This is a genomic window from Bradyrhizobium manausense (assembly GCF_018129685.1).
Classification (GTDB): Bacteria; Pseudomonadota; Alphaproteobacteria; order Rhizobiales; family Xanthobacteraceae; genus Bradyrhizobium; species Bradyrhizobium manausense_D.
Genome location: NZ_JAFCLG010000023.1, coordinates 74,387 through 85,956 on the forward strand (window position 1 = coordinate 74,387; position 11,570 = coordinate 85,956).

An 11,570-nucleotide genomic window follows, 5' to 3' on the forward strand; every position below is an offset into this window, starting at 1 on the left:
CTTGAGGATTCAGGTATTGGGGACCGTCGTGGCGAAGGTCGTCATGTCGCCCTTCGGCCGCTTGTCGGTAATGGCCTGGCCTTCGATCATGTAGAACACGGTCTCGGCGATGTTGGTGGCGTGGTCGCCGATCCGCTCGATGTTCTTGGCGCAGAACATCAGATGGATGCAGAACGAAATGTTGCGGGGATCCTCCATCATGTAGGTGAGGAGTTCGCGGAACAGCGAGGTGCAGATGGCGTCGACTTCCTCGTCGCCCTTCCACACCGCCATCGCCGCCGGCAGATCATGCGCGGCATAGGCATCCAGCACCGACTTGACCTGTTGCTGCACGAGGTCGGTCATGTGCTCGAGGCCGCGGAACAGCTTGAGCGGATGAAAATCCGTCTCCAGCGCCGCGACGCGCTTGCCCATGTTCTTGGCAAGATCGCCGATCCGCTCGAGATCGGTCGCGACGCGCATGGCGCCGACGATTTCGCGCAAGTCCACCGCCATCGGCTGGCGGCGGGCGATCGTGAGCACGGCGTGCTCCTCGATCCTCTTCTGAAGCGCGTCGATCTCGGCGTCGGTGGCGACGACACGCTGGCCGAGCGCGACATCGCGACGGATCAGTGCGTCGACGGAGTCGACGATCATGCGCTCGGCGAGGCCGCCCATTTCCGCGACCGACCGGGTCAGTTCCTGGAGGTCGGTATCGAAGGCCTTTGCGGTATGTTCAGAACCCATGCCCTGTCTCCTCAGCCGAACCGGCCGGTGATGTAATCCTGCGTGCGCCGGTCGGTCGGCGACGTGAAGATCTTGCTGGTGTCGTCGAACTCGATCAGCTCGCCGAGATACATGAAGGCGGTCTTGTCGGAGACGCGCGCCGCCTGCTGCATGTTGTGGGTGACGATCGCGATCGTGTAATTCTCGGACAATTCCTGGATCAACTCCTCGACCTTGGCGGTCGAGATCGGATCGAGCGCCGAGCAGGGCTCGTCGAACAGGATCACCTCGGGGCGCACCGCGACCGTGCGGGCGATGCAGAGGCGCTGCTGCTGGCCGCCGGAGAGCGACAGGCCGGAGGCGTTGAGCTTATCCTTGACCTCGTTCCACAGCGCGCCGCCACGCAGCGCCTTCTCGACGCGGTCGTCCATCTCGGACTTCGATATCTTCTCGTAGAGGCGGATGCCGAAGGCGATGTTTTCGTAGATCGTCATCGGGAACGGCGTCGGCTTCTGGAACACCATTCCGACGCGGGCGCGCAGCAGATTGAGGTCCAGCTTGGGGTCGAGGATGTTGGTCTGATCCAGCATGAGCTGACCGGTGACGCGCTGGCCCGGATAGAGGTCGTACATCCGGTTGAAGATGCGCAGCAGGGTCGACTTGCCGCAGCCGGACGGGCCGATGAAGGCCGTGACACGGTTGGTGCCAAGCGCCAGATTGATGTTCTTCAGCGCGTGGTGCTCGCCATAATAAAAGTTGAGGTTGCGCACCGTCACCTTGGCGGGGGCTTCGGGGAGCACCGGCGCCTGGGGCAGGCCGCCGGCCGCGCTCATCGATACGGAAAGATCACTCATTTTGCGGTCCTCTCGGCGCCAAGAATGCGCGCGCCAATGTTCAAGGCAAGCACGGTCAGCGTAATGAGCAACGCGCCGCTCCAGGCGAGCTGCTTCCAATAGGCGTAGGGGCTCTGGACGAAGTTGTTGATGGTGACCGGCAGGTTCGCCATCGTCTTGTTGAGGCTGAAGCTGAAGAACTGGTTCGACAGCGCCGTGAAGAGCAGCGGCGCGGTTTCGCCGGCGACGCGGGCGGTCGCCAGCAGCACGCCGGTGATGAGACCGGAGCGGGCCGCGCGATAGGCAATTCGCTTGATTACCAGCGAACGCGGCAGGCCGAGGGCCGAGGCCGCTTCGCGCAGCGCGTTCGGCACCAGCAGCAGCATGTCCTCGGTCGTGCGCAGCACCACCGGGATGACGATGACCGCAAGGGCGAGCGAACCGGCGATCGCCGAGAAGCCGCGCATCGGCACCACCACCGCGCCGTAGATGAACAGGCCGATGATGATCGAGGGTGCCGACAGCAGGATGTCGTTGATGAAGCGGATCACCGAGGTCAACTTGTCGTTGCGGCCGTATTCGGCGAGATAGGTGCCGGCGAACATGCCGAGCGGCGCGCCGATGCCGACGCCGATCACGGTCATGATGATCGAACCGACGATTGCGTTGCGCAGGCCGCCGCTCGTCGAGCCCGGAGGCGGAGTGTCCGCGGCGAATATCTCGAGATTCAGCCCTGCCAAGCCGTTGTAGACCAGCGTGATCAGAATCAGCGCGAGCCAGGTGACGCCGAAGGCGGCGGCGGCGATGCAGAGCCCGCGGACGACGATGTCCTTGCGGCGACGGCGGGAATAGATCGGGTTCATGGCGTCAGTTCCCCGCCTTCTTTTCAAGCCGCATCAGCATCAGCCGCGCCGCTGCGAGCACGAAGAACGTCAGCACGAACAGCAAGAGGCCGAGCAGGATCAGGCCGGACTGGTGCAGGCCGTCGCTCTCGGCGAACTCGGAGGCGATCGCCGCCGAGATCGTGGTGCCCGGCGCGAAGATCGACCCGGAGATGCGGAACGAATTGCCGATGATGAAGGTCACCGCCATGGTCTCTCCGAGCGCGCGTCCCAGCGCCAGCATGATGCCGCCGATGACGCCGACCCGGGTGTAGGGGATCACCACGCTGCGGACGACTTCCCAGGTGGTGCAGCCGACGCCATAGGCGGCCTCTTTCAGCACCGGCGGCACCGTCTTGAACACGTCGACCGAGATCGAAGTGATGAAGGGCAGCACCATGATCGCGAGGATCAAAGCGGCATTGAACAGGCTGAGATAGGACGGCGGGCCGGCAAAGATCGAGCCCAGCACGGGAACGCCGTCGAAGACCTTGATCATGAAGGGCTGGAAGCTATTGGCCAGGAACGGGCCGAGCACGAAGAAGCCCCACATGCCGTAGATGATCGAGGGAATGCCGGCGAGCAGTTCGATTGCCATGCCGATCGGGCGGCGCAGCCATTGCGGGCAGAGCTCGGTCAGGAAGATCGCAATGCCGAGACCGACGGGAATCGCGATCAGCATTGCGATGAAGGAGGTCACGAGCGTGCCGTAGATCGGCCCGAGCGCGCCGAGCACGGGCGGATCCGCCGACGGCGCCCAGCGCTGCGTCCACAGGAAGGAGATGCCGAACTCCTTCATCGCCGGAAAGGCGCCGATGATCAGCGAAATGATGATGCCGCCGAGAATGAGGAGCACCGAGATCGCGGAAAGCCGCGTGATCCAGTAGAAGGTGACATCGCCGAGCTTGAACGCGCTCAAGGCCCTGGCGCGATCGTAGGGTCCGGCGTCGTCGACTACATCGCTCTGAACGGCCATATCTGCCACGCCGATCCCCTGTACCAATTTATTTACGCTTGTTGTCAGTTTCGCGCCCCGGAGCCAGCGCACGGCTGATCCGGGGCCGAAAATCATGTGCTCTGCGATGCGGCCGCTGAAGGCCGCACCGCGCCCGGAGGACGAAAGAGCTTAGCTCTTGATCTCGGCAGCCCAGGTCTTCTCGATCAACTGGACGACGGGATCCGGCATCGGGATGTAGTCGAGCTCCTCGGCCATCTTGCCGCCGTTCTTGAAGGCCCAGCGGAAGAACTTGATGGCTTCCTGCGAGGCCGCCTTGTCCGTGGCATCCTTGTGCATGAGGATAAAGGTCGCAGCGGTGATCGGCCAGGACTTGTCGCCGGGCTGGTCGGTCAGGATGACGTAGTAGCCGGGAGCCTTGGCCCAGTCGGCGTTGGAAGCAGCCGCCTGGAAGGCTTCGACGGTCGGCTGCACCGGCTTGCCAGCCTTGTTGACGAGGCCGGTATAGGTCAGCTTGTTCTGCTTGGCATAGGCGTACTCGACATAGCCGATCGAGTTCTTGGTCTGGCTGATGTTGCCCGACACGCCTTCGTTACCCTTGGCGCCGACGCCAACCGGCCACTCGACGGCGGTGCCTTCACCGACCTTGCTCTTCCAGTCGGCGCTGGCCTTGGAGAGGTAGTTGGTGAAGTTGAAGGTGGTGCCCGAACCATCCGAACGACGAACCACGGTGATCGCGTCCGAGGGAAGCTTCACGTTCGGATTGAGCTTCTTGATCGCGGGGTCGTCCCACTTGGTGATCTTGCCGAGATAAACGTTGGCAAGCGTCTCGCCGTCGAACAACAGCTCTCCCGGCTTCACGCCCTCGATGTTGACGACGGGAACGATGGCGCCCATCACCATCGGCCACTGAACGAGGCCGTCCTTCTCGAGCTGCTCGGCCTTGAGCGGCGCGTCGCTCGCACCGAAGGTCACGGTCTTGGCCTGGATCTGCTTGATGCCACCGCCGGAACCGATCGACTGGTAGTTCAGACCGTTGCCGGTCTCCTTCTTGTAGGCATCAGCCCACTTCGAATAGATCGGGAAGGGGAATGTCGCACCGGCACCGGTGATGTCGGCGGCAAAGGCCGCCGTCGTCGTTGCGGCGACCAAGCCGGCAGCGACGATCGTCTTGATGAAATTCATGCTGGTCTCCATACAGGGGAGCGAAGCGCCATCAGCGCCCGATCGCGCTCCCCGTGCCGCCCCTTTAGGAGCGGTCGGCTGTGCTTTTACGAAGGTTTCATGACAGTCGGATGACGCATACAAGCGACTGGAATCGCTTGATATTCGCGTCTAGACTAAAGTCTTGGCCTGGGGAAAACAGGCCGTGAAAGTGGCGCCCTGTTTGGGCACGCTTTCGATCAAAAGACGGCCGCGGTGACGGTTAAGAATATGTTTCACCAGCGATAATCCGAGGCCCGTCCCGCCCTGCGAGCGGCTGTCGCCGACGTCAACCCGATAGAACCGCTCGGTCAGACGCGGCAGGTGCTCGGGCGCGATGCCGGGGCCGAAATCCCGCACCATGACCCGGATTTCCTGGCTTCCATCAGCCGGCCCCGGGAGGGTCAGCGACACGATGACGCGCCCGCCGGAGGCGCCGTATTTGAGCGCGTTCTCGATCAGATTCTCGAACAGGCGGAGCAGCTCCTCGCGGTCGCCGGCGATCATCACGGGTGTCTCGGGCAAATTGGTCTCGATCTCGACCTGGCGTTCCCGCGCCAGCGGCTCCAGCCCGTCGGCGACCTGGTAGATGATCGGCAGCAGGTCCACCAGCGTGTCGGGCCGCACATGGGCCGACAATTCCACCCGCGACAGTGACAGCAGATCGTCGATCAGGCGCGCCATGCGGGTGGCCTGATTGTGCATGATGCCGAGGAAGCGCTCGCGCGCCTTGGGATCGTCCTTGGCCTGGCCCTGCAGCGTGTCGATGAAGCCGGACAGCGCGGCCAGCGGCGTGCGCAGTTCGTGGCTGGCATTGGCGACGAAGTCGGCGCGCATTTCCTCGACCCGGCGCAGCGGCGTCTGGTCGTGGAAGGTCATCAGCATGCATTTGTCGGCGCCGCCGAAATTGGTCGGCACCGGCACCGGGGTGATGATCAGTTCCATCCAGCGATCAACCGGGACATGGTCGAGATAGGTCGCGCGCCGTGGCTCGGTGGTGGCGATGGACTCACGCAGCGCCGTGATGATCTCCGGCGAGCGCAACGCGAACTGGGCGAGCTCGTTCTTGCGCAGCGCCGGCGCCAGCTGGGCGGCGGCGGCATTGAGATGAATGACGCGACCCGCGCGGTCGAGCAGCACCGCCGGGTCCGGCATGCCGGCGACGACCGCGGCCACCGCAGCGCTCTCGACCGGATTCACGCGCCTGATGTCCTCGCGGGAGGTGGCGGTATCATGCAGCCGCCAAGGGATCAGCGCCGCAGCGGCGATGCAGAGGAATACCGTCAGCGCTCGCACCACCGACAATTCACCGAGGGACACCACCACCGACAGCGCCAGCGCCGCGGCGATGAGGATGACGGTCGAATGCCGCAGCCGGTCAGACCAGGGCTGTGCGGGGGGAGAAGATGGGGTGTCGATCGCCATCGGGGCGGGCTTCTCCTAGGGCTGGCGCCTGTCAGGCGCCGCTGTCGCTGCGCTTTCTCACGTAAGCGGCTTCGGGTGGTCGGCCGGGGTCGAGCTTGAGCGCCGCCTGTTGCAGGCGTTTCGATCGGGCGCCGATGATAACCTCGCGAAACGTCAGCAAGATTACAGAGATAACGAAGGGCGACAGGTAATAGAGGACCCGGAACAGCAGCATACCGCCGAGCAATTCCTCGCGGTCCATCTGCCAGAGGCCGACCAGCATGGCAGCGTCGAACACCCCGAGCCCGCCGGGCGAATGGCTGGCAAAGCCGAGCAACGTCGCCGAGACGAAGATGACCGCGACCACGACGAAGCCAAGATTGGGCTCGTCGGGAACCAGCACGTACATGGCGAGCGCACAGAAGCCCAAATCGATGATGCCGATCGCGACCTGGAGCAGCGTCAGCGGGCCGCCCGGCAGCACCACGGTCCAGGGACCGCGTCCGACCACCCGCGGCTGAGTCCAGACCCAGACCACGTAACCGACCAGCGCCGCGATGATCATCATGGCAATCGTGCGGTTCAGCCAGGGCGGCAGCTGGTCGATCGCGGCGGCCGCCTCCGGATGATAGGAGATGCCGAGGCCGAGCACGGCGGCGTTGCCGAGCCAGAACGTGAGACCCGCGAGGAAGCAGATCTTTGCGACGTCGATGGCGTTCAAACCATAGGCCGAATAGATGCGGTAGCGCACCGCGCCGCCGGTGAAGACGCTGGCGCCGACATTGTGCCCGATCGAATAGCTGGTGAAGGCCGCGAGCGCGTTGATGCGATAGGGCACGTGGGAATGGCCGATCGCGCGCACCGCGAACAAATCGTAGAAGGTCAGCGTGAAATAACCCGCGCCGACGAATAGCGCAGCCATCGCAATCTGGCGCGGCTCGGTGCTCTTGATCGCCTCGATCACCTCGAGCATGTCGATGCCGCGCAGCATGTGGTAGAGCACATAGCAAGCGATGCCGATGACCGCGACGCTGATCACAACTCCAAGCTTATGCAGGATTTGCTTCTGGCGCAGAAACGTCATCGCCCTGCGTATGGCTTCCAGCATCTAGACCTCGAACAACGCTTCAGCGGCCAGGGTGGCCGGCGAACAGGCGAACGACGCACTGGCACTCGACGAACCCTCGCCGTCGGCTCCGGTCTCGCGCATGCCCCCCGTCCCTCCACTAGCGCGTTTTGGGGCGGAGTGGAATTCGCCAATTCGAACAAAATCACGTGCCTTCAATATTTTAGGCAGGCTTGCGGGCTCATGATGCACGGTTTGGCGCTTTCGGCGGCAAGCTTGAGGCGAATCTCCATGGCAATCCTGCGCAAGGGCCATGAAGTTTTGATGATTTCGAACGGACAATGCTCCGGCACGGCTTAGGTCGAAATCAATCTATGGGCCGGATCCCCCCGTTGAAAGAGGGCGAGAGGCGATTGCCGATCACGGTTTTCCGATCTGCCGAACGACCCGCCGCTCCCCTGACCGCAATGGTCAGGGTGCAGAGCAACATCACGGAGCGGCAGACGGCTGGCTGCGTGAGACCACCCAATAGCGCAGCCACGCACCTATGGTGCAGCCGACGAGGTAGCAGGCAAACATGATCAGGCCGAGGTCGAGCCAATAGCCGAAGCGACCCGGCACCACGTGCGCGAACGAGGCTGCGACCAGGCCCGCGACGAGCACCGCGAGCCAGCGCGCGGTCACCTTCGAGGTGCCGTTGCCGCGCTGGACCACCGAGATCCAGCCCATGCAGAAGCCCAGCAGAACCGAGCCGGTCAGCCAGCCCATATGAAACGAGACGAGATAGGGCATCATCACCTCACCAGAAATTCGATGCGGCGGTTTTGCGCCTTGCCGTCGTCGGTGTCGTTGCCGGCGACGGGCTGCGTGCTGCCATAGCCGACCGCGGTGAAGCGGTCCGCCGGCAAGCCGGCCTTGACCAGATAGTCGATCACGGACTGTGCACGCCTCTCGGAGAGCGCCTGGTTGAACGAGTCCTCGCCATCCGCATCGGTGTGGCCCGCGACTTCGATATTGGTGGTGGGACAGCGCAGTGCCGTCTCGATCAGATGATCGAGGACGCCTGCGGAGTCGGGATCGATGTCGGCGCGCTTGGACTCGAACCTGATCTTGCCTTTGGCCAGGAGCTCCGAAAACAATTGCTGGCAGACGGTGCCGTCGACCGGCCCTGCCGCGGGCTTCACGGTGATTTCAGGCTTGTACACCCACGTCTTGGGAAAGTCCTTGCCGAGGCCTGCGCGGATGTCGTTGGCCGCGCCTTCGTACAGCGCGTCGCCGGACAGCTTCACCTCGCGATCCGAGACCACGAGCGTGCCGGTCGACAGCCGCGACAGTGCGCCGAGCGCCGCGACCACCGCGGTGTTGAAGGAGCTGGGCGCACCGATACTGGCCTTGAGATTGTCGACGACTTTCTCGGTGAAGAATTTCCGCGATGCGCTGGTCGCGATCGCTGCGTGCACGGTATTGTCAGGCACGTAGCCGGTCAGTGTCACGGTGGCCGCGACCGGATCCTTGTAGGCCTGGAAGATGTAAGGCGGCGCCTTGATCTCGTTGGCTGCGATCGAGAAACCTTCGGGCAAATTCTTCAGCGCGGCGGCAATGGCCTCGCGGCCGCCGAGGTCGCGCGCCATCCCTGACAGATTGACCTTGGTATCGGAGATCGTGATCTTGCCGTCCTTCAGCTTGCCGATCTGATCGAGCAGCAGCATCGCGGCCGCCTCGAAACGCGGCGGCGCACCGCGCGCCAGCCCCATCTGGTCGGCGACCTCACCCCCGTTGACCTCTTTTCGCGCGGCCTCGGTGAGCCGCGCCTTCATCGATGGCAGCGGCGCGGAGCCCGACAGCGTCACCCGCACCACGTCGCGCTCGGCGTTCCAGACGAAGGGTTTTGCTTCAGGGGCAAGGCGGGTCTGGTCGTCGACCAGCCGAACGCCGGGAACCATCTCGACCGTCGTCACGGCGTCACGGCGCCCCTCCTCGGAGAAGGCGTCCGCGGCCAGGCTGACGTCGCGGCCGTCGACGGCGATCCGGGTCTTGTCCAGGACGGTATCCTTCAGTGCGGCCGAGCTGCGGGCCGAAAGGTCGGCCTCAACAGGCAAAGTGTTATTCCAGGCCGCAAATCCCCACATGACGGCCAGGGGAATAAGCCCCGGCCACCATTTGCTGGCCCACCTGAAAAGATTCTGCATTCGACGACCTGAACTCTGGAACCGGAGACAAAACAAACCCTTGGCGGGCTGTCAAACCGGAAATGGCGCCCTTTCGGGGGCCGCGCGTGAACTATTGGAATAACTTTTTCTTCAAGGGTCGTTCCTTAAAGTCGAGGGCGGAATGCCCAGGGGCGGCCAGCCGGACATGAAACAACTGCGTAACAACGTTATTCGCGCCGGGCTGGGCGCGCTCTATTTCAGTGGCGCGCATCATCTGCTGCGTCCGCTGCTGTCGGGCGTCGGCGCCATTTTCATGCTGCACCATGTGCGGCCGGCCCGTGAGGGCGCCTTCCAGCCGAACCGGCATCTCGAGGTCACTCCCGATTTCCTGCGCGCGACGCTGTGCCATTTGCGCTCGCGCGAGATCGACATCGTCAGCATGGACGAGTTGCACGAGCGGCTGGTGCAGGGCCGGTTCGACCGCCGCCTCGCCGCCTTCACCCTCGACGACGGCTATCGCGACAACAGGGACCATGCCCTGCCGGTACTGCGCGAATTTGACGCGCCCGCCACCATCTATGTCGCCAGCGACTTCGCCGAGGGCACCGGCCGCCTATGGTGGATCGCGCTGGAAGCCGTCATCGCCAAGGCCGAACAGGTCGACGTGCAGATTGGCCATTCCGCCCTGCGGCTCGACGCAAGCACGCCGGCCGCGAAGCAGGCGGCGTTCGACCGTCTGCATGACTGGCTGCGCGCGCTGCCCGGCGAGCACGATCTGAAGCGCGAGATCGAAGCGCTCTGCGCCGCGCAAGGTATCGACATGGAGGCGCTGTGCAAAAGCCTCTGCCTGTCCTGGGACGAGGTGAAACAGCTCGCAGCCGATCCGCTGGTCACGATCGGCGCCCACACCATCAGCCATTGCAATCTCGCCAAGCAGAGCGAGGAGATCGCCGCGCAGGAGATGGCCGTGAGCCGGGTCCGCATCGAGCACGCGCTGGAGCGCGAGGTGCTGCATCTCGCCTATCCCTATGGCGACCGCGATGCCGCGGGGACGCGCGAATTCGCGCTGGCCGCCTCCGCCGGCTTCAAGACCGCGGTGACGACGCGGCCCGGCATGCTGTTCGCCGAGAACGCCGACCACATGACGGCGCTGCCGCGTGTCTCGCTCAACGGAAATTACCAGGACGCGCGCATCCTGCCGGTGCTGACCTCCGGCGCTGCGACCGCGATGTGGAACGGCTTTCGCCGGTTTGCGGCCGCCTGAATGTTGCCCCGGCTTTCGCCGAGGCAACACCGAGTTGACACCCCTCCCCGCGGCGCTCAAAACGGCGTCAACCCAAGGGACGCGTCAAGGGAGGCTCCATGTCCAACGATCTGTTTTCGCTCAAAGGCCGTATCGCACTCGTGACCGGCGGCTCGCGCGGCATCGGGAAGATGATCGCGGCCGGCTTTCTCGGCGCCGGCGCGGCGAAGGTCTACATCACCGCGCGCAAGGCCGGTCCCTGCGAAGCCACGGCGAAAGAGCTGTCGGCGCAATATGAGGGCGAGTGCATCGCGCTTCCGATCGACATCTCGACGGTCGAAGGCTGCGACAAGCTCGCCGGTGAAATCATCCGCCTGGAGCCGAAGCTCGACATCCTGGTCAACAATGCGGGCGCTGCCTGGGGCGCGGAGTTCGACGAATTCCCCGAAAGCGGCTGGGACAAGGTGATGGACCTCAACGTCAAGTCGCTGTTCTTCCTGACCAAGGCCTTGGCCAAGCCGTTGCGCGCGGCGGCCTCGCACGAGCGGCCCGCCAAGGTCATCAACATCGCCTCCGTCGACGGCATCTTCGTCAATCCGGGCGAGACCTACTCCTACGCCGCCAGCAAGGCCGCCGTGATCCATCTGACGCGGCGCATGGCGACCAAGCTGATCAAGGACAACATCAACGTCACCGCGATCGCACCGGGTGCGTTCAAGTCAGACATGAACCGCGCCGCGCGCGACCATTCGGACGAAGTGGCCAAGCGTATTCCGGCGCGGCGGATCGGCACCGACGAGGACATGGCGGGCGTTGCGATCTATCTTGCCTCGCGTGCCGGCGATTACGTGGTTGGCAACACCATCGCGGTGGATGGCGGCGTGGTGTACGCCAATGCCGGGCTGGAGATCGCGGGGTAGGCGCGGTGAGATTGTCGCAGCCGCGTCAAACTCCGCTGTCGTCCCGGCGAAGGCCGGGACCCATACCGCGTGATCTAGCGATGGCGCCTCGTAGCAGTACCGAACGAGTCTTCGCCAAACAACTCCCTGTGGTTATGGGTCCCTGTGTCTGGAAAGTCTGTCATGATGAGAGTGGGCGGGAAGCCGTTGGGTCCTTGGCGCTTGACGCCG

At 64.1% G+C, this 11,570-nt stretch carries 11 protein-coding genes; 2 read left to right on the forward strand and 9 right to left on the reverse strand.

Annotation, left to right across the window (positions count from 1 at the left end; all coding sequences use genetic code 11):
* Positions 1 to 9: 9 nt before the first annotated feature.
* The 9 genes from phoU to JQ621_RS31130 all read right to left on the reverse strand — a co-directional run bounded on the left by phoU (position 10) and on the right by JQ621_RS31130 (position 9,236).
* Positions 10 to 726: a phosphate signaling complex protein PhoU gene (gene phoU, locus JQ621_RS31090; protein WP_212240675.1), complete on the reverse strand. Its 717-nt coding sequence runs from the start codon at positions 724 to 726 to the stop codon at positions 10 to 12.
* Positions 727 to 737: 11 nt separating this feature from the next.
* Positions 738 to 1,559: a phosphate ABC transporter ATP-binding protein PstB gene (pstB, locus tag JQ621_RS31095; protein WP_212240676.1), complete on the reverse strand. Its 822-nt coding sequence runs from the start codon at positions 1,557 to 1,559 to the stop codon at positions 738 to 740.
* The gene (pstA, locus tag JQ621_RS31100; RefSeq protein WP_212240678.1) at positions 1,556 to 2,401 is read right to left on the reverse strand and encodes a phosphate ABC transporter permease PstA; all 846 of its coding nucleotides are present in this window, start codon (positions 2,399 to 2,401) and stop codon (positions 1,556 to 1,558) included. Before pstA ends, pstB begins: the two co-directional genes overlap by 4 nt.
* A 4-nt stretch (positions 2,402 to 2,405) precedes the next feature.
* Positions 2,406 to 3,395: a phosphate ABC transporter permease subunit PstC gene (gene pstC / locus JQ621_RS31105; RefSeq protein ID WP_212240697.1), complete on the reverse strand. Its 990-nt coding sequence runs from the start codon at positions 3,393 to 3,395 to the stop codon at positions 2,406 to 2,408.
* A 150-nt stretch (positions 3,396 to 3,545) separates the two neighbouring features.
* Complete coding sequence (gene pstS / locus JQ621_RS31110; RefSeq protein ID WP_212240680.1) at positions 3,546 to 4,559, reverse strand: phosphate ABC transporter substrate-binding protein PstS; 1,014 nt, start codon at positions 4,557 to 4,559, stop codon at positions 3,546 to 3,548.
* A 150-nt stretch (positions 4,560 to 4,709) separates the two neighbouring features.
* Complete coding sequence (locus JQ621_RS31115) at positions 4,710 to 6,002, reverse strand: ATP-binding protein (RefSeq protein WP_212240682.1); 1,293 nt, start codon at positions 6,000 to 6,002, stop codon at positions 4,710 to 4,712.
* A 31-nt stretch (positions 6,003 to 6,033) separates the two neighbouring features.
* Positions 6,034 to 7,089 (reverse strand): putative bifunctional lysylphosphatidylglycerol flippase/synthetase, encoded by a 1,056-nt coding sequence (locus JQ621_RS31120; protein WP_212240684.1) that lies wholly within the window; start codon positions 7,087 to 7,089, stop codon positions 6,034 to 6,036.
* Between the two features lie 447 nt (positions 7,090 to 7,536).
* Positions 7,537 to 7,839 carry a hypothetical protein gene (locus JQ621_RS31125; RefSeq protein ID WP_212240698.1) on the reverse strand — a complete coding sequence of 101 codons (303 nt, stop codon included), beginning with the start codon at positions 7,837 to 7,839 and terminating at the stop codon, positions 7,537 to 7,539.
* A 2-nt stretch (positions 7,840 to 7,841) separates the two neighbouring features.
* Positions 7,842 to 9,236 (reverse strand): OmpA family protein, encoded by a 1,395-nt coding sequence (locus JQ621_RS31130; protein ID WP_212240685.1) that lies wholly within the window; start codon positions 9,234 to 9,236, stop codon positions 7,842 to 7,844.
* A gap of 166 nt (positions 9,237 to 9,402) precedes the next feature.
* Here JQ621_RS31130 and JQ621_RS31135 point away from each other — a divergent pair, with 166 nt between their 5' ends.
* Both JQ621_RS31135 and JQ621_RS31140 read left to right on the forward strand, forming a co-directional pair.
* On the forward strand, positions 9,403 to 10,461 hold the full coding sequence (locus JQ621_RS31135) for a polysaccharide deacetylase family protein (protein ID WP_212240686.1): 1,059 nt from the start codon (positions 9,403 to 9,405) through the stop codon (positions 10,459 to 10,461).
* Positions 10,462 to 10,559: 98 nt separating this feature from the next.
* Positions 10,560 to 11,360 (forward strand): SDR family oxidoreductase, encoded by an 801-nt coding sequence (locus JQ621_RS31140; RefSeq protein ID WP_212240687.1) that lies wholly within the window; start codon positions 10,560 to 10,562, stop codon positions 11,358 to 11,360.
* Positions 11,361 to 11,570 lie beyond the last annotated feature (210 nt).

Coding starts and splice junctions, on each gene's coding strand:
- pstB (WP_212240676.1), bottom strand. CDS start 1,559: ATGAGTGATCTTTCCGTATCGATGAGCGCGGCCGGCGGCCTGCCCCAG.
- JQ621_RS31130 (WP_212240685.1), bottom strand. CDS start 9,236: ATGCAGAATCTTTTCAGGTGGGCCAGCAAATGGTGGCCGGGGCTTATT.
- JQ621_RS31115 (WP_212240682.1), bottom strand. CDS start 6,002: ATGGCGATCGACACCCCATCTTCTCCCCCCGCACAGCCCTGGTCTGAC.
- pstC (WP_212240697.1), bottom strand. CDS start 3,395: ATGGCCGTTCAGAGCGATGTAGTCGACGACGCCGGACCCTACGATCGC.
- JQ621_RS31120 (WP_212240684.1), bottom strand. CDS start 7,089: ATGCTGGAAGCCATACGCAGGGCGATGACGTTTCTGCGCCAGAAGCAA.
- JQ621_RS31140 (WP_212240687.1), top strand. CDS start 10,560: ATGTCCAACGATCTGTTTTCGCTCAAAGGCCGTATCGCACTCGTGACC.
- JQ621_RS31125 (WP_212240698.1), bottom strand. CDS start 7,839: ATGCCCTATCTCGTCTCGTTTCATATGGGCTGGCTGACCGGCTCGGTT.
- pstA (WP_212240678.1), bottom strand. CDS start 2,401: ATGAACCCGATCTATTCCCGCCGTCGCCGCAAGGACATCGTCGTCCGC.
- phoU (WP_212240675.1), bottom strand. CDS start 726: ATGGGTTCTGAACATACCGCAAAGGCCTTCGATACCGACCTCCAGGAA.
- pstS (WP_212240680.1), bottom strand. CDS start 4,559: ATGAATTTCATCAAGACGATCGTCGCTGCCGGCTTGGTCGCCGCAACG.
- JQ621_RS31135 (WP_212240686.1), top strand. CDS start 9,403: ATGAAACAACTGCGTAACAACGTTATTCGCGCCGGGCTGGGCGCGCTC.